Here is a 22754-nt window from a genome sequence, read left to right on the forward strand (position 1 = left end):
CGCTTACTTAGACAAATTAATAACTACCTATCATTATAATTGACATTCTCACCTTGTAAAGTGTACAGGTAATTATTTTAATTTAAAGTGTATGGGTGTACGTTTAAATCTTCAAACACTATAATGTCATTTTCATTGGTTATCTGTCGTGAGATTTGGTGTGCAAAGTCGAGCCTTTGCCTTGAGATCTTACCGTGTAATTTATTGATGCGTTGTCTTGTTTTGTGCCAGCGATTTGAGCCTTTATTTCGGCGGGCAAGCTGACGTTGCAATTGATTTAATTTGGCTTTTGATTGCTTTAAAAACTTTGGATTGTCGGCCACGTAGCCGTTCGAGCCAACTACCGTTTGCTTTGAGTTAATGTCAAAACCTGTGATTGTTTTTAAAACGCGAAGCGCTGTTTTGCACTCCACTTCTTGAGTAATACTGCATTCCCATTTACCGTGGCGAAACTGAACAGTTACCGTTTTGATTTTGCTAGCCAGTTCGCGATGTAAAATGATAGGCACTTTACCAACTTTTGGAATACTGATAGTGCCATCTTCAATACGGATGCAATTAGAATTGTTTACCGCTCGAAATGAATCGTTGTGAAGTTTTTTCTTTTTGTATGAGGTTTTATGCTTTGGAAAGCGCTGCAAACGGCCTTTCGAGATTGCGTTCTTTAACGCTGTTTCTAAGTCGCGAGCAACTTGCTGAGCTGCTGCCGAGTCAAAAGACTTAATCCACGTAAACTCTTCAAAAGGCTTTATTTCCTTAAGAAGCGAGGCCATATCATTGTAGAACAAGAATGTTTTATCGAACTCATATCGACGCATATTTTCAGACAGTAATAAGTTCCAAATACCACGCGCAGTCGCGCCAAACTCTATGAGTTTAGCTTCTTGTTCTGGTGTAGGATTCAGTCTGTAATTGTATCTAAGCGTCTTTTTCATATACTGTATAGACTACTGTATATGAAAGGGTTGTCAAGATAGAATATGAAACTAAATCACACTGCAAATATCTAATAGCGTTACATTTAATCTTAGTTGTGAAATATAGAAGGCAATTGCTACAAGGTAACTTAGGTGAATTTGTAAAACAAAAAATTTCTGAAATCGCAGAGCGCTCAGAATTTAATATTGAAGAGATCGAGGTAGACAAAGATCATATGTAAGCGCGCATTTAAGCAGTGCGCTTAGCTATAATCGAAGTCTAGCTGCACATTCCACGGCATTAGGTCGGTAAAATCATCATCACCCTCATCTCGATTCGGCAACGCTTTAAATAAATGCACAAAGTAGTAATAAGGATTGATGTCATTGGCACGGCAGGTCATCACAATACTATAAAGTATTGCGCTGGCCTGAGCACCATTAACCGATTTTGAGAATAGCCAGTTTTTTCTACCCGTGGTAAACGGCCGAATATCTCGCTCAGTAATATTATTATCAATCCCTAGTTCGCCATCTTCACTATACCGCATTAATTTCGGCCATTGATTAAGCGTGTATTTTATCGCTTTGCCAATATAACTCCCCGCCGTTACTTTACCTTCGGCTTCATCAAGCCACGCTTTAAAGTGCATTAATATGGGTAAGGCTTTTTCTTGTCGTAACTGATACCGCGCTTGAGGAGATAACTGTTTGTTTTTAGCGTGGGTTTCCAGTTTATATAATTGGCTGATAAAGCTGATGGCTTTATGCGCTCGACCTTTGTTTTTCGACTCTGCTTTTAAGGCATCGTTATATTTGCGTCTAGCGTGTGCCCAGCAACCAACAGGGGTAATGCCTTCAATACTGTCATAAACACGGTAACCGTCGCACTGTAAATAGCCTTGATAACCGGCAAGAAATTCTTTTGCGCAAGCGCGACTTCGACCTGCTTGGTAATCGTAAATCACGACAGGCTCACGGCTGACCTCATTGCTGCGATAAACCCACATGTAGGAATTGCTGCTAGGGTTGTCACCTTCATCTAACACTTGTGTACGGGTTTCATCGGCACATAAACTATGCTCACTAAGCAAGTGACGTTGCATGGCTGCCACTAAGGGGCTGATTAGCAGGCCCGCTTTAATACACCAATTAGCTAATGTTCCGCGCGATAGTTCAAGGCCGCCACGGCCCAGTATGTCAACGAAACGATAAAGCGGTAAGGCATCGCAGTATTTGCCCGTAACAACCGCCGATAACGCTTCTGGACTCGCAATGCTGCCAGGAATAGGCTGCTTGGGTTTAGGCGCGGTGATTATTTTACTGGCCAATTGTTCATGCTCGCAATGTCTGCAAGCATATTTAAATTGTTTGTGCTTAATGACACTGACTTTCGCCGGAATAATCTTCACTTGCTCGCTGTCTTCACTACCACATTGATGTAGTTGTTCACCGCAACACTGACACGTTAACTCGGTTAAGGTGTGCTCAACCTCTTCTCGTTCAAAGTGCTCAGCCAGTATTTGTTTACCTTTCTTATGGTGTTTAGGCGGCTCAGTCGTTTTATGCTGCTCCGCTTCATTGAAGGTGCCCCGTGGGGCTTTTTCACTTTTTTTACCGTATTTTTGGGATTTACTTAACTTAAGCTCAGCAAGCAAGTGGTCAATCCGCGATTGCATTTCAACCTTATCTTCTTGCAGTGAAATTTTATCTTTTTCTAAGCCATCAAGCTTAGCCTGCATAAGTGCAAGCTGATTTTGTAGTTCGGTGATGAGAATAGTGTCTGGCATTTTAATAGCATGACACATGGGAAAGATCGTTCAAGTAAAAAAAACGATCTGATTAATTTACATCACCGATAACCCCGATAAAGTCGGGTGCCGTGTTTGATTACTGACCGGTAACCCTGATAGCAACCACTGTAATTGGCGTTGCTCGATGCCCATAGCCGTGTGTTCATTAGTCTGTTTTGGCCACTGAAATCGTCCTTGTTCTAAACGACGATAATAGAGCCAAAAACCGTTGGTATCCCAAAATAAAATCTTTAATTTATCGCGTTGTTTATTACAAAAAACGAACCACGCTTGGCTTAAAGGATCGAGAGATAGGGTATCGCTGACAATAATACTTAGGCCATTGATTGATTTGCGCATGTCGGTGAACCCCGTGACCAAGTAAACTTGGTGTGTGCAAGGTGTCACAGTACGCTCAATAATTTGGCTAGCGTTTGGTTAGCTAATGTCGACTCGAAGTCTATTTGATAGCCGTTTGGTGTGGTGAGTTTAATGATTGAAGGTTGCGTAAAGGCTTGCTCATGAATAACAAACGGGATCACCTGTTGCTTTTTAACCCTTACCGTTTCGTCAGAAAGGCGTTTACGCCAAACATAGAAAGTCGATGCGTTAATGTTGTTATCACGACAAAATTGAATGGTGGCTAAACCACTCGATTTTTGCTGCTCAAAAATGCCTTGCCAGTGTTTTATTTTTTGCTGTTTATTCATAATTACCTCAGGTTAATATGCTGAGTAAATTATGCATAGGTGCCATTAACATTGGTATGTGGGGCTAATTACGCGCTTACGATCATATACACATATTGCTTACGATTTCCCCGACCATTTGTGTTGCGAGTTATGTTCGTAGAATTAAACAATCAACGACACAAAGCCTATGGTCGAGATTTAAGCAGGGCGGGATCGCACTTTAAATAAAAATATGATCTAATAGAGAAAATTCACTTATAGCATTCAATTTTGAGCATCTTAGACCACCTTACTGTTATTGAAGAAACACGTTCTGATATCAACCAAAAACATAATCTAATTGATGTTATGTTCTTGATAATTACAGCCATATCCTCAGGATGTGAGGGATGGCAAGATATTGAAATTTATGGTGATGAAAAGCTATCATGGCTCAGACAGTACCGAGCTTTCAGACATGGTATCCCTCGGCGGCATACGATAGCACGTATACTACGCAGTGTTGTTGCGGAATCCTTATTAGAAGCTTTAGCCTTGTGGTTAAATGAACAGCGCCAGTCATTAAATAAACCTATTATTGCCTTTGATGGCAAGGTGCTACGCGGCTCTTATCGAAATGATAGAAAAACAGCACTGCAATTAGTAACGGCGTACGATACTGAGCGAGGGTTAGTATTGAGTCAAAAACCGACAAAAACAAAAAGCGGCGAAATAAGTGTTGTTCGTCAAATGCTTGATATACTTGATGTAAAAGGAAGTGTCATCACGATGGATGCACTTCATTGCCAACGTGAAACACTCGAAATAATTTCAGATAAAAAGGCACATGTAGTTGTTCAGGTTAAGAAAAATCAACCCAAATTGTTTGATGCTGTATCGAATTCATTTCAAGCAGTATTTGATGCAAATAAAGAAAAAGTCGTCACACACATTAAGCAAGAAATCCATGGTCGCAAAGAAGAGCGCTACGTCTATCAATTAAAAGCGAACCTGCCGACAGAGCTTGCACAGAAGTGGCCAACAATAAGAAGTATAATCGCAGTTGAACGCCACAGAACAGTAAAGAATAAGTGCAGTATAGACACGTCGTATTACATAAGTTCAATGTCACCTAAACACAAAATGCTAGGGCATTATATACGGCAACATTGGCGTATTGAAAATAGCCAGCATTATGTTTTAGATGTTGTTTTCAAAGAAGATGATTCAAGAATAGCGTTAGAGGGTGCAGTTGAAAACATCGCTTTATTTAGGCGCTTTGTAATGAACATTTTGAGGCAATGCGAATGCGGGGCCCCAAGTCAACGTAGCAAAATCAAAAAGGCAAGCTGGAGTGATGATTATCGGGCGAGAATATTTTTTGGATTATAAATTAATCAAAGTATGCTCCCGCCCTGGAGATTTAAGTGGTTGAAAAAGCAATTCTGGATTGAGAAAACCTTTTGGTCTGACGGGTATTTTGTTTGCTCAGTTGGAAATGCTTCTGCTGATACAATTCGAAAATACATTCAAAAATCAGGGCTAGTTATTCCGATTCATCCCATCGACGCCGCTTCGCGTCGATCAATGGGTTTTCTCGGAAGGATTCGATAAAAAATGCCAGCAGTTAAAAACTCAAAAGCACATTTGCACAATGGATGCGAATGGGAGTAAATGAGCAGTGATTTAAACAGATAATTTATCTATTTTTTCTTCTCTAAAGCGCAGCGCCCTCTTAGCCTCTTTGTGAATAAAGCATTAAAATATTATTTTGCACAAAGAGAAAACAATGAGGGTAAATGAGGAGTGATTTAAACACATAATCTAGTGGGTTTACTTCTCTAAAGCGCAGCGCCCTCTTAGCCTCTTTGTGAATAAAGCATTTAAATATTATTTTGCACAAAGAGAAAACAATGAGGGGAAATGAGGAGTAACTTAAACATATAATCTAGTGGTTTTACCTCTCTAAAGCGCAGCACTTCATAGCCTTTTTGTGGATATATTTGCTTAAATATATTGGCACAATGCGCTTTAAATAAGGGGAGGTGCGAAGCTATAACTTATACAGAGTGCTTGGTAATACGCAAAGCTTGGCTAATTACTTGCTGATCACTAAAACGAAAAACGACGCTAGATGCGTCGTTTAAATAATGCTTAAAATGTGCAAACTGCTCGCACTTCACCACACTTGCAGTTATTTCTTTTGATAAATAATACCAGGGTTACATCTAACCATATCAAAATCGTTACTTAAACCACTCATCGATTCCGACGCACCTAAAAGTAAATAACCTTTAGGATTAAGTGCTTGAGAAAATTTAGCAATAATTTTTGCTTTTACTTCTGGTGCAAAGTAAATCAACACATTGCGGCAAAATATAATATCAAACTTGCCTAAAAGCGCGTATGAGTCGAGTAAATTAAGGTGTCTAAAGTTAACCTGCTTTTTTATTGGATCAATAACCTGAGCCATACCATTGCCGCTGTCTTTAAAAAACTTTTTGCGGCGTTCGACCGAGAGCCCTCTTGCTAGTGCTAACGCGTCATACTCGGCGTGTTTACACATATCCAGCATAGTATTTGATATATCGGTAGCCACTATTTGCGCTCCCATGCGTAAAACCCCAGGAGAACTTGTCTGAAACTCAGCAACCGACATAGCAATTGAATATGGTTCTTGACCAGAAGAGCTTGCCGCAGACCATATTTTTAATGGTCTGTTAAGCCCTTTAAACTCTGGAAACAGTTTAGTTTTTAATAACTCAAACGGATATTGATCTCTAAACCATAGGGTTTCATTGGTGGTCATTGCATCAACCACTGCAGCGCGTAATTGGCGCTCATGCAAACCCAACGTTTTATTTACTAGCTGTGACAAAGACTCAACATTAAATCGCTTCATTAACGGCGCTAAACGGCTTTTAACCAAGTATTGTTTGTTTTCGCCTAATACAATACCGCACTGTTGTTCTAAAAATAAGCGAAATTGATCGTATTCACTTTGCTGTAAATCTTTACTATTCAAATCAATAACACCTATATTTATTAATCACAATGAACCCATTTTCTTACTGCTGTTGCGAGTTCGTCGGGATTAAATTTTGCAATAAAGTCATCTGCACCTACTTTTTCAACCATGGCCTGATTAAACACGCCACTTAACGAGGTATGTAAAATAACATGTAATGGTGCCAATTTAGGGTCGGCTTTTATTTCGGCGGTTAATGTATAGCCATCCATTTCAGGCATTTCTACATCCGAAATAAGTAACCCTACACGTTCTGTAATATCGTTTACGCAGTCATGTTCGGCTATTTCTTTTAATCGCTTAAGTGCTTCTTTACCATTTTTGGCAAGCTCAGTTTGAACGCCAAGTGGCTCTAATGCTCGCTTAACTTGGTTTCGTGCTACTGCTGAGTCATCGGCAATAAAAACAATTCGCTCGCCTAAATCTTTTTTAATGTCACCTTGTGTAGCCGCAACATCGGCACTTACTTCGGTATTAACTGGGCAAATTTCGTTTAATATTTTTTCTACATCTAAAATTTCAACTAATTCGTTTTCTATTTCAGTTACAGCAGTTAAGTAAGAATACCGGCCTGCACCTGGCGGTGGCGGCATTATTTTTTCCCAGTTCATATTTACAATACGCTCTACACCGCCAACTAAAAAGCCTTGAACGATACGATTATATTCAGCAATAATTATAAAACTGTCTTTAATATTTTCAATTGGACGCCCACCCACAGCCATAGAAAGGTCGATAACCGAAATAGTTTGGCCGCGAATATGGGCAACACCACGAATGTAAGCATTTGATTTTGGCATATTGGTAAGAGGAGGACATTGCAGTACCTCTCTCACTTTAAACACATTAATCCCAAAACGCTGACGCCCTCTGAGTTTAAATAGTAGTAGCTCTAAGCGGTTTTGCCCCACCAACTGGGTTCGTTGGTTTACTGAGTCTAAAATACCTGCCATTCAAATCTCCTAAAAAACAAACTATACGGAACGATAATTGCTTTGAATCTATAAAGTCACATAATACAACGGGAGCGTCTACTTTTTGACGCTAAATATTTATACCCTGTTTTAACCTATAAGCATAGCCGAAACATTATGAGTTTGTTAAAAAAAATCAGAAGATACAGTGTTTTTTATGTTCTTACTAGCCTCTGTTTAACTTTGCCTTTAGAGGCTAAAGTATTTAGCAAAGACATATTACAACAAATGGCTATAACTCATGTTGCTGCGCAAATTAACAACCTTGATGAAAATAAAATACAGCTTAGTGCGTTACCGCTCGACCCCCGCACTCCCGATCGCAGTTGCGAATCAGAGCCTGAGTTATTACTCCCCAGCGATCCGCCTTTTAATCGCCAAGTAACATTACAAATAAAATGTAACGACACTAACAACTGGGCCCAGTATGTACACGTGAGAGTAACCGAAACGGCTCCTGTTGTAGTTGCTAATGTAAATTTAGCTCGCGGCGAAGTAATAACTGCGGCGCATTTAAGTATTGAAATGCGCTCAACTCACTTTATCAGAGTACAATATTTAGATAACCCAGCATTATTAATAGGCAGCCGAAGTAAACGAAATATACGCAGCGGAATGCCACTTTTATTGAGCCAAATATGCATGGTGTGCAAAGGCGATGCTGTAAATATTAATGCTAATATTAAGGGCTTAAAAGTTAAAACAACCGGTATTGCACTTGAAGATGGTAGCCTTGGCGAGCAAGTTAAAGTAAAAAACAAAAAAACCGGTAAAGTTTTAAATGCTCGCGTAGATGGTGTAGAGTCTGTACAAGTTAATATATAATTTAAATTTATACTAAAGTATCTTATGTATATGCCGATAACTTGGCATTAGTTGGGTAATATACAGGTTTATTATTATGGTCGGTCAAGTTAATAAAGGTAATCAACAAGCAAATGTGTTAACTAACACTAAGCAGCAAAAAGTTGATATACAAAGAGATAATGCAAATACGCAAGCTGCACAGTCTTCGGCGCCTAAAGCTGCCAGCGACTCTGTAAGCTTAACCCCGCAAGCTAAACAGCTAAAAACCCTGCAAGATAAAGCGCAGCAGTCTCCTGGTTTTGATACCGATAAAGTGGCAGAGCTTAAAAAAGCAATCACTGAGGGTAAATACCAAATAGACAGCGAAAAACTTGCAAAAAACCTAGCTGAATTTGAGTTTAACGTTTATGGCTGATCACAATAGTTTAATTACTATTAAACTAAATGAGCAACACAATTGCTTAGAATCACTTAATATTTTATTAAATGACGAGCTAACATCTATTGCCTCGCGCCGTGGTGAAGGTTTAAAAGAAATTGCCCAACAAAAAATGTCTTTTTTAACCACGCTAAGCAACCTCGATAAAGAGCTCAACAAGTTGATCGCCAATAACAATGAGCAAACAACCGAGATCACCGATTTAATTAAACTAATACGCAGCAAGCTTGAGCAATGCCAAAAGCAAAATGAAGTAAATGCCCACGCAGCGCATCAAGCACAATTAAGCGTTAAACAATTAAAAGATATTTTAATTGGTGCCCCCTCTTCTATGACCTACGACCAAGCCGGTAGTGTAATAAACACCGATAATAACTTGGTACGTAATTTAAAAGCTTAATTTAAAATAACGTCCTACATAATAAAAAAGCCTTAACTGTTGATCAGCTAAGGCTTTTTTTGTTTTTAGAGTTACTAACGTTTTTAGGGGGCTAGTAATAAGTTACTTTTTTAACTTCTCGGGGTTTAATTTCACCTATGTACAGGTCGTGCACGCGCTTCATATTTAGTTCAAGCTCAGTTATATAGGTGTCGTCTACCGCGTAGGCTTTTATAACTTGTGCGCCTTTAATAATGCCCTGCACTTTGCTTTGTAGGTAATCGTCTTGTGCTATTGAACCTGCAACTGTAGTACCTGCGGTAATTTGTTGCCCATACACTTGCTCTGCAAGCTCTCGATACGCTTCTAGCTTAGAAGCTTTAATAGCCATTAACTGCTTTTGCGACTTATTAACACCCGACTGCAGGCTAATAGGTGCATAACCCACGGCTTTTAATACCGGATAATTGTTTGGCTCTACATATTTGTATTCAACGTGCTTATCAAACATATTGCTACAACCGCTTAAGGTTATGCATCCTAACGTGATAAGTAATGGCATTACTCGCATAGTACCTAGCCCTAAAAAACAAATTAAATAATTATACGATACTTATGCAGGTTTAATGCCATTGACACTTAAGTGGTGTTTACTCACAAATAATATTGGTACGCTCCTTGCTGTGTAACTTATGCTAATAGCTAAAATTTAACTGGAGTAAATGTATGAATTCGTTTTTATCATCGGTATTTGCAGGATTAAGCGCAACTGCTTTATTAACGTTTTCGCCTTTTACTGCAGCGCAGTGGTATGAATCGACCGGCCATGCACAAGTTAAAAGTAGCGATGTAGGCGCAGCTAAATCTGCAGCAATTAAAGATGCCATTACACAAGCGTTAGTGTTCTCTGGTGCGCGGGTAAGCTCGGTACAAACCTTAGTAGACGGCGTGCTAATGCAAGATCAGCTTAAAATAAGCAGCCATGGCGAAATTCAAAAAATAGAACTTGTGAGCGAAGAACGTCATAATAATCAGCTAGCTATTACACTACGCTTAGATATTTTTGCGCAAACAGAGCAATGCCCACAAAGTAGTTTTAAAAAGTTTGTGGCCGTTACCCAAAGCCAGCTTAATCATCGTGAACAAGCCCGCATGGGTCAAATATTTGACATAGATAAAGCGGTTAGCAAAAATATTTATACCGCATTGCAAAAGTCAAAAATGAGCGCTGTACCTATTGCTTATTACAATAACGCTATAAAGGTCGATAAGTATTTTTCGCAGCAACACGACTACTCTAATGCGCAACTAGAAGATATTTCCTCGCGCAGTAACGCGCAGTACGTTTTATTAAGCCAAATAACCAACCTATCAACTAGCGACAAGCTCAATAGCGACTATGCCTTTTGGCAAGACGAAAGCTATCAACGTAGTTACCAAATAGAGTTTACCCTTTTTGATGGCACTACTTATGAACAGCTTTGGCAAAATAGCTATAAAAACCAAGCTATTTGGCCATTTGAAAAAACCGCTATTGTTGATGTTAACAGTAGTATGTTTTGGCAATCACCCTATGGGCAAAGCATAAACGATATAAACCAAACGCTAAGTTACGATTTACAATCAGCTATGGCCTGCTTGCCTACTCAAGGAAAAATTATGCACCTTGATCAGGGCAACATAGTGATTAACTTAGGTAAAGCACATGGTCTTAAAAAAGGTCAACTACTTAGCATAGCACACCACAATTACCTAACAGACGCTTTAGGCAATACTATGCCGCATAAAGTAATTACCCTTAATAGCATTCGTGTTGAGCAGTTGTATCAACAAAGTGCCATTGCGGTAAGCATTAATAATGCACCACTTCCGGGCGTGCAAATTAACGATATAGTCGAAATAGTTAGCCAAAACCTTTAATTCAACGATTTAGTTAATTTAGCCTTTAAATTAGGGTGAGCCGACAACCATTCACCCAATTGCTCAACCCCCGATAAATGCGGGTAATGCTTTCTACATGCAAATACTATATTGCGCTGCTGATTAGGATAAATAGCTAAATAATTAACCCCTACGCGCTCAGTACAAGCCAATTTAGGCACAAATGTAACCCCGTCATCCATAGCCACCAGCGCCAGTAATGTTTCTAAACTATTACCCTGATACTGGCTCGACACATTAACTCCTGCCGAAAAACAAAACTGTTGGGCTTGATCTTTAAAGCAATGGCCATCACTTAACATTAATAGGCTGCATCCTTGTAATTCGCGCAGCGCTACTTTTTTTTGCTGAGCTAATGAATTATCGTGTGATACAGCCACTAAAAAATCTTCTTTGTATAAATTAACGCTATGGTACTTTTTGAGCTCGGGTACATCAGCCAAAATTGCAAAGTCGAGCTCACCGTTATCTAGCGCTTCTAAAATTGTAGCGGTTTGCATTTCAATAAACGAAAAGCGACTATTAATAAACGCCTCTTTCATTGAAGTGAGTAATACCGGCAGTAAATAAGGCGCAATGGTTGGAATAATACCAATAGTTAACTTACCCTGTAGCGGCTCGCTTGACGTAGCAGCAAGCTCTTTAAGTATTTGTGTTTGTTCTAAAATAACATTAATTTGTGTTAATAAACGCTCGCCTTTAGCGGTTAATGTTACCTGCTTAGTAGAGCGGTCAAATAAAGTAACACCTAGCTCCTGTTCAAGTTTTTTTACTTGGCCACTTAAGGTAGGCTGGCTTACAAAGCACGCATCGGCCGCTTTACGAAAGTGCTTAAAGTGCGCTATGGCTTTTACATACTCTAAATCTTTTAAGTTCATATTCATTACCAGGCTGATAGCTTATACCTATCAGTTTAATACAAACAAACGATTGGAACTATATTTAAATCACCGCCATAATGGCTATCAACAAATCAAGAGGAACAAAAATTATGTTAAACAATATTGAAGGCAAAAAAATCCCAAGCGTTACATTTGCAACTCGTCAAAACGATGAATGGAAATCAGTAACAACAGACGACATTTTTAAAGGTAAAACGGTTGTTGTATTTTCACTACCGGGTGCATTTACACCAACGTGTTCGTCTACTCATTTACCACGTTACAACGAGCTAGCTGGCGTACTTAAGCAAAACGGCGTTGACGAAATTGTATGTTTATCGGTAAACGACACCTTTGTAATGAACGCATGGGCTGAGCATCAAGAAGCGCAAAACATTACTTTACTACCAGACGGTAACGGCGAATTTACTGACGGCATGGGCATGTTAGTAGATAAAAACGACCTAGGTTTTGGTAAGCGCAGCTGGAGATACTCTATGCTTGTAAAAGATGGCGTGATCGACAAAATGTTCATCGAACCAGATTTACCAGGCGACCCGTTTGAAGTATCTGACGCAGATACAATGCTTGACTACATCAACCCTAAGCAAGCTAAACCAGAGCCAGTAACTGTATTTACTAAACCTGGTTGTCCGTTCTGTTCAAAAGCTAAAGCGCTTCTTACAGAAAAAGGCTTTGCATTTGAAGAAATTGTTATGGGCTCAGGCGCATCACTAACAAGCCTTAAAGCAGTATCTGGCCGTGAAACCGTTCCACAAGTATTTATTGGCGGTAAGCACATTGGTGGCTCAGACGATTTAGAAAAATACTTTGCTTAATTAATAATTTTGCTCAATTAGGAAATATAAATAGGGGCACTGGTTGCCCCTATTTTATAAGGAAAAAATAATGAAAGAATTGCAAACCGACGTTGTTGTTATTGGTGCGGGTACTGCTGGTTTAAGTGCTTATCGTAATGCTAAACAATTTACAAATAACGTACTTATGATCGAATCAGGCCCTTACGGCACTACCTGCGCACGAGTTGGTTGCATGCCGAGTAAATTATTAATTGCAGCTGCTGAAGCTGCGCACTCAATCACAATGGCACCTGCATTTGGTGTACACAGCTCTGCACCACGTATTAATGGTAAAGAAGTGATGGCACGCGTTAAAAGTGAACGCGACCGCTTTGCCGGATTTGTAGTAGAAGCTGTAGATGAGCTTCCAAGCGATGACAAAATTCGTGGCTATGCTAAATTTTTAGACGCAAACCGCATACAAATAGATGATCACACCATAATTACTGCTAAACGCTTTGTTATAGCAACCGGCTCACGCCCTTCATACCCTGGCGTATTTAATAATTTTGGCGACAAATTAATTATAAACGACGACGTATTTGACTGGGACGACCTTCCAGAATCAGTAGCCGTATTTGGCCCAGGTGTTATAGGCCTTGAAATTGGCCAAGCACTGCACCGTTTAGGCGTTAAAGTAAAATTATTTGGTGTTGGTGGTGCAATTGGCCCCCTTACCGACCCAGTAGTAAAAGACTACGCAAACACCGTATTTGCCGAAGAATTTTTTGTTGATACCGACTCAAACGTATCCGACATGATGCAAGTAAACAACAAAGCGCAGCTTACTTACACCGACAAACAAGGTGCTAAACACACCGAGCAATTTGACTACGTACTTGCCGCAACGGGGCGCGTACCAAACACAGATAAACTCGGCTTAGAAAACACCGGTATTGAACTTGATGAGCGCGGCGTACCTGTTGCTAATGCTAAAACAATGCAATGTGGCGATTCAAATATATTTATCGCAGGCGACGCCAGTAATATGCTGCCACTATTACACGAAGCATCCGATCAAGGCCTAATAGCTGGCCAAAATGCTGGACGCTTCCCCGATGTACAACCAGGATTACGCAGAGCAAAAATTGCCGCCGTATTTAGCGACCCGCAAATAGCCATGGTTGGCGAAAGTTATAAAGAGATCACCACTCGCTTAGGCAGCTGCGACTGTTTTGAAATAGGCGAAGTAAGCTTTGAAAACCAAGGCCGCAGCCGCGTCATGCTTAAAAACAAAGGGCACATGCGTGTTTACGCAGAGCAAGGCACAGGGTTATTTTTAGGGGCAGAGTTTATCGGCCCACAAGCCGAGCATTTAGCTCACCTACTAGCATGGGCGGTACAAAACAAAATGACCGTACCACAAATGTTAGAAATGCCTTATTACCACCCAGTGATCGAAGAAGGGCTACGCACAGCGCTGCGCGACTTAAACGCCAAACTTAAATTTGGCCCAGATATTGTAAATTCATGTATGGAATGTGGCCCAGGGGCATAGGCTTAGGGCTTAGGGCTTAGGGCTTAGGGCTTACAAGGTCAAATAAAAATAATCAGCGAGTAAATTTATTTACTCGCTTTTTTATGCTCAACTTAAAGCGAGTGACAGCCAATCGATAATGCAAAACAGCGATATTAATTGATAACATACTTTTTCGTTGGGTTTCGCTTTGCTCAAGCCAACCTACGTAAAAATTAACCACCCATGTTACGTTTAACACGACTCGCCAGCGCGACAAAACCTGAATAAAGTTTTTTATATCACGACCTAGCTTTAACTTAGTGCTGTAATATTTATTCGACTAAAGTGATAAATTGAATTAGATGTTTAAAATACAGAAGTATTAATAATCTTTTTTTGAAAATGAATGCCTGAGTTAGCACAGCTACATATGTGCTAGATGAAGTTTGAACTTCAAAGCACCAACCCCATAACTCATTGATTTTACTGGTAGCCCCTGCAAGAATCGAACTTGCAACTGCCCCTTAGGAGGGGGCCGTTATATCCATTTAACTAAGAGGCCTAAACTGAGGCTAAAATTATAACGGCATTGTCTTTTTTGGATCAAGTGCAAACTGAGTTTAATTACTTGATAAGTAGATATCTTCTTTGTTTAAAACGTATATTGGTATAAATTTTCGGCTACTGGCAACGACTTGTTTATTATTTACGTTTATAACTCGGGTATTCACTGTAACGCCATTAGCGCGGTATATTAACGTACCACCGAGTACATGGCTTGCCATATGCTTTTTGCTAAGGTTTTTTATGTCTCGTGAAAAAACAAAGTCGCCACGACGATTAACGTTTATTGCATCACTCGTTTTAAAATCAACCACCCCATAACCAAACTTTTGTAGTTGATGAATGAGTGTTTCTGATATTTGGTTACCCAGCTGGTTGCTGTTATTTAAGGTGGCATCTAAATCAACTATGCTTGTTACCGCTATATTTATGCTCTCATCAAGCTCACTGCTAGACTCTAGGGTGTCGACTAAATCAAGCGCCATTTGCTCTACATAATTAACCAGGGTTTTATGATGTTTTAACGGCGTAAATTGTCGCGACGAGTCGTATTCGCTCTGCGTTTGTAGCCCTTGTGCATGCTCATAACGAGCATTCACATCAAAATGAGTGTCTGCATTATTAGTTTTAACCTGCTTATTATTACCCGCAGTAGAGCACCCTGCTAATCCTAGCAGGATAAATAATGCGGTAACGCTATTTAATTTGTAACCCATTATTGCCTCACTCATTTACTGGCTTGTTTAAGCATAATGCCATCGGTTCTGTAGCTACTATTAAGTGCATCAACCACTGACTGAGGAATAAAGCCTTGCGCTGTTCCTACTACGGCTTTACTAGCTAAGCCAATAATACGTGCATTTACAAGCACACCACCTTGATGGCTTACTAAAGTACCGGCTAAAACATAGTTAAAGTTTTGATCTTGGTTTAGCTCAAGGTAGTCGCGGCTAAATACAAAATCGCCGCTTGGAGTTACGCGCATATAATCGGTAGTTTTAAAGTCGATAACAGGTATGCCAAAGCTGTGTAGTTCATGCATGAAACTTTCGGCAATTTGATTTCCTAACAAACTTGCGTCGTTGTAATCATCATCTAAAAACACAAAACTTGAAACGGCCAGTGGTGTTTTTTCGTTCACATATTGTAGGTTTTCTACCATGCTTTGCATTATGCCACGCACATAATGATTAATGTTTTTACGTGATGGCGTGCTCGATTTTGAATAATTAGTATGTTGCCCTAACCCCGACTGATATACCTGATTGTCGGTCATTGGGGCTGCCACTGCACGCTCGCCATTAGCCAATTGTACTGAGTTGTTTTGATTTTTTTGTGTGGTGTCTGAGTTCATGCCTGTTAGCATTTGTGAGCACCCAAAGCCCAATGGCAAACATAATGTAAGTAATAGCTTTTTCATTTTGTGCTCCTAATTAGTATTCGCTGCGATATAAATTATTATCGCGTTGCTGAACTTTTTCACTGCCCCACATTACATTAATCGGGATTTCGGTACTGCCAGCTGATAAAACGTGTTTATTATTAATATTAACCAATCGGGCATTAACAATGTAAGCATGTTGCTGGCGCGTAACTGTGCCGGTAATAATTAAGTCAATATTCTGACGTTCGCGCAGTTTAGTTATATCTCTACTAAGCGCGCTGTCGGCGTTAGATGCTAAATTTATATTATTACTTAAACGGTACTCAACGGTGCTATATCCCAATTGAGTGAATTGTGTTAGCAGGCTTTCTTGAATTTGCTGGCTTAAACCTTCAGCTTGGCCGCTGGGAAGCTTTGAATCTAGTGCGTTTGCGTAATAAAAGCTGCTTACCCCAATGCGAGAGTTACCGCTTAAAGGCCCTTTAAAGTGACTAAGCTGATAAGTTAAGTTATTTACGTAGTCGTTAACCGTATAAGGTGCCATGGTTGCTATACGCGCAGGCGTGCTCACACTTGGCTCAGGCTGTGGTGTTAAGCTACATGCTGCTAAGTTTACTAATAATAACGGTAATAAAAGGCGCATAGTTGCCATCCTCAAAAAACATGACAATAACAAAGCAATTACTATGCCTATTTATAATTTTAATGGTTGTTCTGTATAATTACTAACAATACAACCCACTTGATGCTGCTTTAGTATATCGCAATCTGCCGTTGCATTTTTTTGAAGTTTATAAGCGCCAATTTTTAAGCGATAAAAAGTAACCCCTTTAACCTTTGCGGTTTCTACGTTGGCAATAAATGGGCTTGCTAATAGTTTTGTAGCCTTAGATTTCACTTCATTATAACTTTGGGTTAATCGTATCCAATCGGTAACAGATGCGACCTGCAGGGCAAACAATGGCTGTATTACTTTAGGTTGTACGGTTGCTTTGGCTTGCACATTAACAGCCTCTTCTGGCGCTGTCGTGTCTTGATTTAGGTTGCTCCCCTCTTGCTTTAGATTACTTTGTGTTGTCGACTCTCGTTGCGCTACTTCATTTAATTGGCTAATAAGTAACTTTAAATCGTGTTCAATAACAAGCAAACGTCTAACGCCTGCTTTGGCTTGTTGCCATTGTTGAGATGATGCTCTTAATTGCGCTAATTCTTCTGCCGAAATAGTAACCTCATTACTAACCTTATTTGTGGTAGTAACATTGTTTTGAGCTTCATTAACTTTACTACTGCATCCACAAAGTACAATTAGGCTAATACTTAACAATCTCATTAGCTGTTGTTTTATCATATTATTTGCCTTTTAAATTTTTACTTGGCTATTAAATTAGCATTGAACTTACAAACTGCATTGCTGGGTTTTAACTGCTGTATTAATTTTAGCTCGACTTATAGGTATGTGTTAGCACACAGGTAAATTGAGTTTCAACGTTATAACTAATCAGCTTTAAATACCTAAAACATACTTCGCTAAATTTTTTGGGTGTAATTGCCCACAAAACAAGCTACTTGCTGCTGTATTAAGGTTTTACAATCGCTTTGTGCTGCAGCTTTATTTTTATAAGAGCCTAGCTTTAATCGATACAAAGTAACTTTGTTAGCTACTACAGGCTCGATATTAACGACTGTTTCAGTATGTATTATGTTTGGGGCTTTTAACTTTAATTGCGCTAATGCGCTATGAAGTGCGGGCTCATTTTTAAAAGCACCGACTTGTATAGAAAATAATGCAGGGGGTTTATCTAACCGAGTATTTAAATTAAATATTGTTTCTTTAGGTTCGCTTAAGGGGGGTTCTGACTGCTCTATTTGTTGCATAAGAGTGGCTGTTAGCTGCGTTAATTTGTGTTCTAGCTGGCTTATTTTGTCAACATTAGTTTGAGCATTTTTCCACTGCTTTGCAGAGTCTTGTAGTAAAACTAAATCTGCTTTTTTAATAAGTATACTTTGCGGCGCATTTACTGCGCCTTGTTTTACAGGCGGTTCTGCGCTTTCATTTTGCTTAGTTGTATTGCATGCACTTATAACTAATGACAATCCTAGTATTAGTGTAATGCGCTTAAAGTTCCATTTTAAAAGCATTAGGGTTATTAACCTTTTTTGTTTATTTTTTTATAATTAATTTATAAAAAAGCAGCTTAGGTAAGCTGCATATTCTATTGATAAATAAAGCATAAGCAACTTTATATTTAAAGCTAGTTGGTATAATTACAGCTTTACCGGTTTATCTGTGTAGTTACTTACTATGCAGTCGAGTTTATAAAGTTTAAATACGTTGCAATCGGCTTGGGCATTTTTAAAGTTTTGATACACGCCTAACTTTAATCGATAGTAGGTTTTATTATTAACATTTGCTGTTTCAACATTGGTGCGAATTTTATCTCTAAATAACGGCGCAGCTTGCTCATTGAGTTCTTGCCATGCTTTAACTAAGTCTTTTTCGGAATCGAGCGACGCAACTTGCAATGCAAAAACGTGCTTTGGGGTGTTTAATTTTACCGTTGGCTTTGTATTATAAGCTGGTTTAATTGCTTGCTGAGCAGTGCTTGAGTAGCGTTGTTTGCGCGTGGGGCGATTATATTGGTTGTGATTTTTTTGATTAGACTGCGCAATTGCTTTGCTATTTATAATATCTATATGGTTTACCAAATAGGTAATATCTTTTTCTAGCTTTAAAAGTCGTTCAATCCCAGAGCGGGCTTGCTGCCATTGCATTGCAGCATCTTTTAATTGCGCCAGCTCTAATGCAGTAATAGATACATATTCAGGCGAGTCGTTTATTGGCCCTGCTAATAGCGTTTTGTTGGGCGCAGTTGCACAAGCAGTGCTAAACAAGAGTATAAGCAAACTCAATATTAAAGTATTATTTTTTTTATATTTAAACATGCATTCGCTGCCCTGAAAGTAGTGTAAGTACACTTACATTTCAGTTAAACATTCTTATAAGTAAGCGTTTAACTTTATTAATTGTGCTTGGATATATAACTGAGTTTATTTTATATCAATGATTACTGAGCAATTAATGTACTTTTTAGCTTAGCAGTCAATAAATTAAACTATAGTTAACACAAACATTACATTATAATTCACAGCGTGTCTGCAGTTATAATGTTTTTATCGCCAAATGCTACGATATTAACGACTATAAAACAAAAAAGACGCCATATAGGCGTCTTTTAGTTACTTTTATAAAAAGTAGGTATGTTAAATTAATGTTTTAATAAACGTTTTTAACTCGTCAGCAAATTCTTCACGACGCAGTGCAAACTCAATAGTTGCTTTAAGATAACCAATTTTACTACCACAATCGTGGCTACGCCCTTTAATTGCGTATGCATCAACAGTTTCGTGCTGCATTAGCATGGCAATAGCGTCTGTAAGCTGAATTTCGTTACCAGCTCCTTGCGGGGTTTTAGCGAGTAATGGCCAAATATTTTTACTTAATACATAGCGCCCGACTACTGCAAGGTTTGATGGTGCTTCGTTAACTGGTGGCTTTTCTACCATGTTATGAATTGGCGAACTTTCGCCTTGTTTTAGCTCAACACTGCCTAAGTCAACAACACCAAATTGATCAACTTCAGCCATTGGAACTGGCTCTACCATTATTTGGCTATGTTGAGTTTGCTCAAAGCGGCTGATCATTTCGGCCAAGTTATCTTTACTAAGATCGCTTTCCATATCATCAATTATTACATCGGGTAAAATAACCACAAATGGTTCGTTACCTATAATTGGCGCTGCACAGTTAATTGCATGCCCTAGGCCTTTGGCCTCGCCTTGGCGTACTTGAATAATGGTTACATCTTTAGGACAAATAGACTGTATTTCGGCAAGTAGCTGTCGTTTTACTCGTTTTTCTAGTGTGGCTTCAAGCTCAAAACTGGTGTCGAAGTGGTTTTCGATTGAGTTTTTACTTGAATGCGTTACCAGTACTATTTCTTTAATACCTGCGGCAACGGCTTCGTTAACTACGTACTGAATTAGTGGACGGTCAACAACCGGCAGCATTTCTTTTGGAATTGCTTTGGTGGCTGGTAACATGCGAGTTCCGAGGCCCGCTACGGGGATCACTGCTTTCATGGTGTTTTCCTTAATCTGTTTTGTTATACCGAAAATGGGTATTGAATAGCTTCGTGACACTCATAACCTGTCACTTCAAAGTCATCGCGTGTTACCCAGGTTTCTATATCGTTTAGTGATTTAATGTTTGGATTAATTTTTAACTGCGGCGATGCAAATGGCTCGCGTTTTAACTGCACATCGCGCATTAGCTCAAGCTGGTTTTCATAAATATGCGCGTTGGTAATTTTATGATACGCCTTACCCGCTTTATGCCCAGTAATTTGCGCCACTAATGCCAGTAATACAAAACACTGAATTTGATTAAAATTAAGCCCTAGCGGTACGTCGCAGCTACGCTGAATTGACGTTAAATAAAGTGTGTCACCTAATAATGAAAACGTGTGCGTGTGCATGCACGGGCGTAAACAGCCAAGCTCAAATTCGCCTGGGTTGTAAAAACTAATTATTTCACCGCGATCGTCTATACCATTTTTTAAGTTATTAATTACTTTTGCTAGTTGGTCTAGCGTTGAGCCATCTGGGCGCTGCCAAGCACGCCCTTGTACGCCATAAACACGCCCCATGTCGTCCTCACCTTTACGGTGCGGATTATTAAGCCAAGCGCTATTTTCGTTTGCGTTTGCATCCCAGGTTTTACAGCCTATTTCGCGAAACTGTGCCGCGCTATCGTAGCCACGCAAGTAACCGAGTAATTCGGCAATAGCTGCTTTGTAATAGCTTTTACGTGTGGTGATCATAGGAAACTGATTATTCGCCACATCGTACTCTAAATCGGCGTTGATCACGGTTAAACAGCGTGTGCCCGTACGTTTGTTTTCTACCCACTGGCCTTCATCAACAATACGCTGACATAATTGTAAATATTGTTTCATGGTATTTATTCTAACCCTTTACCGCTGTTTTTTGTGGTGCTTGCTTATAAGCCCAAATTAATAAGCCTAACCCGCCTACTATCATAGGCAGCGAGAGTATTTGCCCCATCGAGATAAAGTCGGCAAATAAACCCAGCTGTGCATCTGGTTGGCGAAAGTACTCAATACAAAATCTAAATGTGCCGTAACCTAGTAAAAATACACCCGCTACACTACCAGCAGGGCGAGGCTTTTTAATAAACCACTGTAAAATTAAAAATAATACTAAGCCTTCAAAAAATGCTTCGTATAGCTGCGATGGATGGCGTGCTAACGGCCCGCCGGTTGGAAATACCATAGCCCATGGTACATCGCTTACTCGACCCCAAAGCTCACCATTTATAAAGTTACCTATACGTCCAGCTAATAAACCTACCGGTACAAGCGGTGCAACAAAGTCGCCTACTTGCAGTATTGACTTTTTACGTGTCCAAGCAAAAATAACAACCGCGGTTATCACTCCTAAGGTGCCACCATGAAACGACATTCCACCTTGATCTATCCTGAACAAATATAGTGGGTTTTCTATAAAATAGCTAAATTGATAAAATAATACATAACCAATACGCCCACCAAGAATTACCCCTAGCATGCCGTAAAATAGGAAGTCGCCTACTTGGTCTTTAGTCCAACCTGAATTTGGTTTTGCCGCTTGGCGATTTGCAAACCACATTGCAAATGCAAAACCTATTAAATACATTAATCCGTACCAACGTACACTCAGTGGCCCGACAGAAAATATGATCGGATCGATTACAGGAAATTCCAGTGCCATAAAAATAAACCTTTAGCTAAAAACCATTTTAATTGCGATGATAACAAGTAACACCGCGAAAACTTTCTTTATTGTATTAACCGGTAAATAGTGGGTTGCTTTAGCGCCAATAGGCGCTATAAACCACGAGGTAATTACAATCCCAAATAATGCGGGTAAGTATACAAACCCTGCAAAACCGTGTTCTAAATCGGTAACCTGCCATCCGGCACTGATATAACCAATAGAGCCAAAAAAGGCGATAACAATTCCGCATGCTGCAGCGCAGCCTATGGCCTTTTTAATATCAACCGAAAAATAATGCAGTAAAGGCACTATTAGTGCGCCACCACCTATACCTATTAATCCAGATAGTGCCCCCATAATGGCGCATAAGCTGCCTAGAATAGGACCCGACGGTAAAGGTTTTTCTGACAAAGGTTTATTGCGAGCTGATAACACCATTCTTAAAGCAATAAATACCACGCTTACAGCAAATACTGTGCGTAATATTTGCTCGGGTATTAAGCTTGCAGCAAAGCCACTAATTAGCGCGCCAACAGCTACGCCCGACATAACCCAAGGTGCAATAACCCAAGGCACGTTATCATTTTTATGATGAGCCAGCGCTGAAGATGTAGAGGTAAACAAAATAGAAGCAAGCGATGTTGCAATGGCAATAACTAATACGTTTTCAACAGCCGTTACATTAAAAGCGAGTAATAAGGCACTTAATACGGGAACAATAATTAAGCCACCACCAATTCCGAGTAATCCGGCTAAAAATCCGACAACACAGCCTAGTAGCGCGCAACTTGCAACCAATAATCCTAGATCATACATAGTTAT

At 39.6% G+C, this 22754-nt stretch carries 26 protein-coding genes, 1 tRNA gene and 2 pseudogenes; 10 read left to right on the forward strand and 19 right to left on the reverse strand.

Features of this window, described 5'->3' with window-relative positions:
• Positions 1–77: 77 nt before the first annotated feature.
• Positions 78–935 (reverse strand): RNA-guided endonuclease InsQ/TnpB family protein, encoded by an 858-nt coding sequence (locus I6E78_RS06455; protein WP_231617952.1) that lies wholly within the window; start codon positions 933–935, stop codon positions 78–80.
• A gap of 38 nt (positions 936–973) precedes the next feature.
• Between I6E78_RS06455 and I6E78_RS18900 the strand changes: the two are divergent.
• Positions 974–1156 (forward strand): annotated as a pseudogene (locus tag I6E78_RS18900) (transposase); the annotation flags it as partial.
• A gap of 24 nt (positions 1157–1180) precedes the next feature.
• On the opposite strand, the gene tnpC reads toward I6E78_RS18900, so the two are convergent.
• From tnpC to tnpA, 3 genes are read right to left on the reverse strand one after another with little or no spacing between them, the layout of a single operon-like run.
• Positions 1181–2725: an IS66 family transposase gene (gene tnpC, locus I6E78_RS06465; protein ID WP_197182176.1), complete on the reverse strand. Its 1545-nt coding sequence runs from the start codon at positions 2723–2725 to the stop codon at positions 1181–1183.
• Between the two features lie 39 nt (positions 2726–2764).
• A complete protein-coding gene (gene tnpB / locus I6E78_RS06470) occupies positions 2765–3118 on the reverse strand; it encodes an IS66 family insertion sequence element accessory protein TnpB (protein WP_301563133.1) in 354 nt (117 codons plus the stop codon).
• The gene (gene tnpA, locus I6E78_RS06475) at positions 3115–3420 is read right to left on the reverse strand and encodes an IS66 family insertion sequence element accessory protein TnpA (RefSeq protein ID WP_179808177.1); all 306 of its coding nucleotides are present in this window, start codon (positions 3418–3420) and stop codon (positions 3115–3117) included. Before tnpA ends, tnpB begins: the two co-directional genes overlap by 4 nt.
• Before the next feature lie 80 nt (positions 3421–3500).
• On the opposite strand from tnpA, the pseudogene I6E78_RS06480 reads away from it, so the two are divergent.
• The 3 genes and pseudogenes from I6E78_RS06480 to I6E78_RS06490 all read left to right on the forward strand — a co-directional run.
• Positions 3501–3605 (forward strand): annotated as a pseudogene (locus I6E78_RS06480) (transposase); the annotation flags it as partial.
• Between the two features lie 67 nt (positions 3606–3672).
• The gene (locus I6E78_RS06485) at positions 3673–4773 is read left to right on the forward strand and encodes an ISAs1 family transposase (protein ID WP_197182177.1); all 1101 of its coding nucleotides are present in this window, start codon (positions 3673–3675) and stop codon (positions 4771–4773) included.
• Between the two features lie 12 nt (positions 4774–4785).
• Positions 4786–4995, forward strand: a complete 210-nt coding sequence (locus I6E78_RS06490; protein ID WP_231617955.1) for a transposase — start codon at positions 4786–4788, stop codon at positions 4993–4995.
• Between the two features lie 580 nt (positions 4996–5575).
• On the opposite strand, the gene I6E78_RS06495 is transcribed toward I6E78_RS06490, so the two are convergent.
• Complete coding sequence (locus tag I6E78_RS06495; RefSeq protein WP_197182178.1) at positions 5576–6406, reverse strand: CheR family methyltransferase; 831 nt, start codon at positions 6404–6406, stop codon at positions 5576–5578.
• A gap of 20 nt (positions 6407–6426) precedes the next feature.
• Positions 6427–7362, reverse strand: a complete 936-nt coding sequence (locus I6E78_RS06500; RefSeq protein WP_197182179.1) for a chemotaxis protein CheV — start codon at positions 7360–7362, stop codon at positions 6427–6429.
• A gap of 138 nt (positions 7363–7500) precedes the next feature.
• Here I6E78_RS06500 and flgA point away from each other — a divergent pair, with 138 nt between their 5' ends.
• From flgA to flgN, 3 genes are all read left to right on the forward strand, one after another.
• A complete protein-coding gene (gene flgA / locus I6E78_RS06505) occupies positions 7501–8208 on the forward strand; it encodes a flagellar basal body P-ring formation chaperone FlgA (protein ID WP_011327459.1) in 708 nt (235 codons plus the stop codon).
• 76 nt (positions 8209–8284) lie between these two features.
• Positions 8285–8605 (forward strand): flagellar biosynthesis anti-sigma factor FlgM, encoded by a 321-nt coding sequence (gene flgM, locus I6E78_RS06510; protein WP_011327458.1) that lies wholly within the window; start codon positions 8285–8287, stop codon positions 8603–8605.
• Positions 8598–9029, forward strand: a complete 432-nt coding sequence (gene flgN / locus I6E78_RS06515; RefSeq protein ID WP_197182180.1) for a flagellar export chaperone FlgN — start codon at positions 8598–8600, stop codon at positions 9027–9029. Before flgM ends, flgN begins: the two co-directional genes overlap by 8 nt.
• A 91-nt stretch (positions 9030–9120) precedes the next feature.
• Here flgN and I6E78_RS06520 read toward each other — a convergent pair whose 3' ends face one another.
• Complete coding sequence (locus tag I6E78_RS06520; protein WP_011327456.1) at positions 9121–9579, reverse strand: LPP20 family lipoprotein; 459 nt, start codon at positions 9577–9579, stop codon at positions 9121–9123.
• 155 nt (positions 9580–9734) lie between these two features.
• Between I6E78_RS06520 and I6E78_RS06525 the strand changes: the two genes are divergently transcribed.
• Positions 9735–10928 (forward strand): flagellar assembly protein FlgT, encoded by a 1194-nt coding sequence (locus I6E78_RS06525; RefSeq protein ID WP_011327455.1) that lies wholly within the window; start codon positions 9735–9737, stop codon positions 10926–10928.
• On the opposite strand, the gene I6E78_RS06530 is transcribed toward I6E78_RS06525, so the two are convergent.
• Positions 10925–11827 carry a LysR substrate-binding domain-containing protein gene (locus I6E78_RS06530; protein WP_197182181.1) on the reverse strand — a complete coding sequence of 301 codons (903 nt, stop codon included), beginning with the start codon at positions 11825–11827 and terminating at the stop codon, positions 10925–10927. The genes I6E78_RS06525 and I6E78_RS06530 overlap by 4 nt on opposite strands.
• Positions 11828–11940: 113 nt before the next feature.
• Between I6E78_RS06530 and I6E78_RS06535 the strand changes: the two genes are divergently transcribed.
• Positions 11941–12669 carry a glutathione peroxidase gene (locus tag I6E78_RS06535; protein ID WP_179807089.1) on the forward strand — a complete coding sequence of 243 codons (729 nt, stop codon included), beginning with the start codon at positions 11941–11943 and terminating at the stop codon, positions 12667–12669.
• 70 nt (positions 12670–12739) lie between these two features.
• Positions 12740–14188, forward strand: coding sequence for a dihydrolipoyl dehydrogenase (locus I6E78_RS06540; RefSeq protein ID WP_197107741.1), 1449 nt, complete (start codon positions 12740–12742; stop codon positions 14186–14188).
• A 448-nt stretch (positions 14189–14636) separates the two neighbouring features.
• Here I6E78_RS06540 and I6E78_RS06545 read toward each other — a convergent pair.
• The 11 genes from I6E78_RS06545 to I6E78_RS06595 form a co-directional block, all read right to left on the reverse strand.
• Positions 14637–14711: transfer RNA gene (locus I6E78_RS06545), tRNA-Arg, on the reverse strand.
• A gap of 58 nt (positions 14712–14769) precedes the next feature.
• Positions 14770–15429 carry a FlgO family outer membrane protein gene (locus I6E78_RS06550; protein WP_179807087.1) on the reverse strand — a complete coding sequence of 220 codons (660 nt, stop codon included), beginning with the start codon at positions 15427–15429 and terminating at the stop codon, positions 14770–14772.
• Between the two features lie 11 nt (positions 15430–15440).
• Complete coding sequence (locus I6E78_RS06555; protein WP_011327450.1) at positions 15441–16133, reverse strand: FlgO family outer membrane protein; 693 nt, start codon at positions 16131–16133, stop codon at positions 15441–15443.
• A 13-nt stretch (positions 16134–16146) separates the two neighbouring features.
• On the reverse strand, positions 16147–16740 hold the full coding sequence (locus I6E78_RS06560; protein WP_197182182.1) for a FlgO family outer membrane protein: 594 nt from the start codon (positions 16738–16740) through the stop codon (positions 16147–16149).
• Between the two features lie 51 nt (positions 16741–16791).
• Positions 16792–17445 carry an SPOR domain-containing protein gene (locus tag I6E78_RS06565; RefSeq protein ID WP_011327448.1) on the reverse strand — a complete coding sequence of 218 codons (654 nt, stop codon included), beginning with the start codon at positions 17443–17445 and terminating at the stop codon, positions 16792–16794.
• 179 nt (positions 17446–17624) lie between these two features.
• Positions 17625–18236 (reverse strand): SPOR domain-containing protein, encoded by a 612-nt coding sequence (locus I6E78_RS06570; RefSeq protein WP_197182183.1) that lies wholly within the window; start codon positions 18234–18236, stop codon positions 17625–17627.
• 126 nt (positions 18237–18362) lie between these two features.
• The gene (locus I6E78_RS06575; protein WP_197182184.1) at positions 18363–19040 is read right to left on the reverse strand and encodes an SPOR domain-containing protein; all 678 of its coding nucleotides are present in this window, start codon (positions 19038–19040) and stop codon (positions 18363–18365) included.
• Positions 19041–19358: 318 nt separating this feature from the next.
• Entirely contained in the window at positions 19359–20237 is an 879-nt protein-coding gene (gene galU / locus I6E78_RS06580) for a UTP--glucose-1-phosphate uridylyltransferase GalU (protein WP_011327445.1), read from the reverse strand.
• Between the two features lie 23 nt (positions 20238–20260).
• Complete coding sequence (locus I6E78_RS06585) at positions 20261–21112, reverse strand: thymidylate synthase (protein WP_011327444.1); 852 nt, start codon at positions 21110–21112, stop codon at positions 20261–20263.
• Between the two features lie 10 nt (positions 21113–21122).
• Positions 21123–21926: a prolipoprotein diacylglyceryl transferase gene (gene lgt / locus I6E78_RS06590; protein ID WP_089367854.1), complete on the reverse strand. Its 804-nt coding sequence runs from the start codon at positions 21924–21926 to the stop codon at positions 21123–21125.
• A 12-nt stretch (positions 21927–21938) separates the two neighbouring features.
• A complete protein-coding gene (locus tag I6E78_RS06595) occupies positions 21939–22748 on the reverse strand; it encodes a sulfite exporter TauE/SafE family protein (RefSeq protein ID WP_089367853.1) in 810 nt (269 codons plus the stop codon).
• Positions 22749–22754: the final 6 nt, after the last annotated feature.

The organism is Pseudoalteromonas sp. NZS127 (genome assembly GCF_015864805.1).
In the GTDB taxonomy this organism is placed as follows: domain Bacteria; phylum Pseudomonadota; class Gammaproteobacteria; order Enterobacterales; family Alteromonadaceae; genus Pseudoalteromonas; species Pseudoalteromonas nigrifaciens.

Bases quoted from the DNA above. Each gene is read 5' to 3' on its own strand.
- lgt (WP_089367854.1), bottom strand. From the start codon at position 21,926: ATGGCACTGGAATTTCCTGTAATCGATCCGATCATATTTTCTGTCGGG.
- I6E78_RS06530 (WP_197182181.1), bottom strand. From the start codon at position 11,827: ATGAACTTAAAAGATTTAGAGTATGTAAAAGCCATAGCGCACTTTAAG.
- I6E78_RS06490 (WP_231617955.1), top strand. From the start codon at position 4,786: ATGCTCCCGCCCTGGAGATTTAAGTGGTTGAAAAAGCAATTCTGGATT.
- I6E78_RS06500 (WP_197182179.1), bottom strand. From the start codon at position 7,362: ATGGCAGGTATTTTAGACTCAGTAAACCAACGAACCCAGTTGGTGGGG.
- I6E78_RS06585 (WP_011327444.1), bottom strand. From the start codon at position 21,112: ATGAAACAATATTTACAATTATGTCAGCGTATTGTTGATGAAGGCCAG.
- I6E78_RS06565 (WP_011327448.1), bottom strand. From the start codon at position 17,445: ATGATAAAACAACAGCTAATGAGATTGTTAAGTATTAGCCTAATTGTA.
- I6E78_RS06550 (WP_179807087.1), bottom strand. From the start codon at position 15,429: ATGGGTTACAAATTAAATAGCGTTACCGCATTATTTATCCTGCTAGGA.
- I6E78_RS06520 (WP_011327456.1), bottom strand. From the start codon at position 9,579: ATGCGAGTAATGCCATTACTTATCACGTTAGGATGCATAACCTTAAGC.
- I6E78_RS06455 (WP_231617952.1), bottom strand. From the start codon at position 935: ATGAAAAAGACGCTTAGATACAATTACAGACTGAATCCTACACCAGAA.
- flgA (WP_011327459.1), top strand. From the start codon at position 7,501: ATGAGTTTGTTAAAAAAAATCAGAAGATACAGTGTTTTTTATGTTCTT.
- I6E78_RS06555 (WP_011327450.1), bottom strand. From the start codon at position 16,133: ATGAAAAAGCTATTACTTACATTATGTTTGCCATTGGGCTTTGGGTGC.
- galU (WP_011327445.1), bottom strand. From the start codon at position 20,237: ATGAAAGCAGTGATCCCCGTAGCGGGCCTCGGAACTCGCATGTTACCA.
- I6E78_RS06540 (WP_197107741.1), top strand. From the start codon at position 12,740: ATGAAAGAATTGCAAACCGACGTTGTTGTTATTGGTGCGGGTACTGCT.
- I6E78_RS06575 (WP_197182184.1), bottom strand. From the start codon at position 19,040: ATGTTTAAATATAAAAAAAATAATACTTTAATATTGAGTTTGCTTATA.
- I6E78_RS06570 (WP_197182183.1), bottom strand. From the start codon at position 18,236: ATGCTTTTAAAATGGAACTTTAAGCGCATTACACTAATACTAGGATTG.
- I6E78_RS06525 (WP_011327455.1), top strand. From the start codon at position 9,735: ATGAATTCGTTTTTATCATCGGTATTTGCAGGATTAAGCGCAACTGCT.
- I6E78_RS06535 (WP_179807089.1), top strand. From the start codon at position 11,941: ATGTTAAACAATATTGAAGGCAAAAAAATCCCAAGCGTTACATTTGCA.
- I6E78_RS06560 (WP_197182182.1), bottom strand. From the start codon at position 16,740: ATGCGCCTTTTATTACCGTTATTATTAGTAAACTTAGCAGCATGTAGC.
- tnpC (WP_197182176.1), bottom strand. From the start codon at position 2,725: ATGTGTCATGCTATTAAAATGCCAGACACTATTCTCATCACCGAACTA.
- flgN (WP_197182180.1), top strand. From the start codon at position 8,598: ATGGCTGATCACAATAGTTTAATTACTATTAAACTAAATGAGCAACAC.
- flgM (WP_011327458.1), top strand. From the start codon at position 8,285: ATGGTCGGTCAAGTTAATAAAGGTAATCAACAAGCAAATGTGTTAACT.
- tnpA (WP_179808177.1), bottom strand. From the start codon at position 3,420: ATGAATAAACAGCAAAAAATAAAACACTGGCAAGGCATTTTTGAGCAG.
- I6E78_RS06595 (WP_089367853.1), bottom strand. From the start codon at position 22,748: ATGTATGATCTAGGATTATTGGTTGCAAGTTGCGCGCTACTAGGCTGT.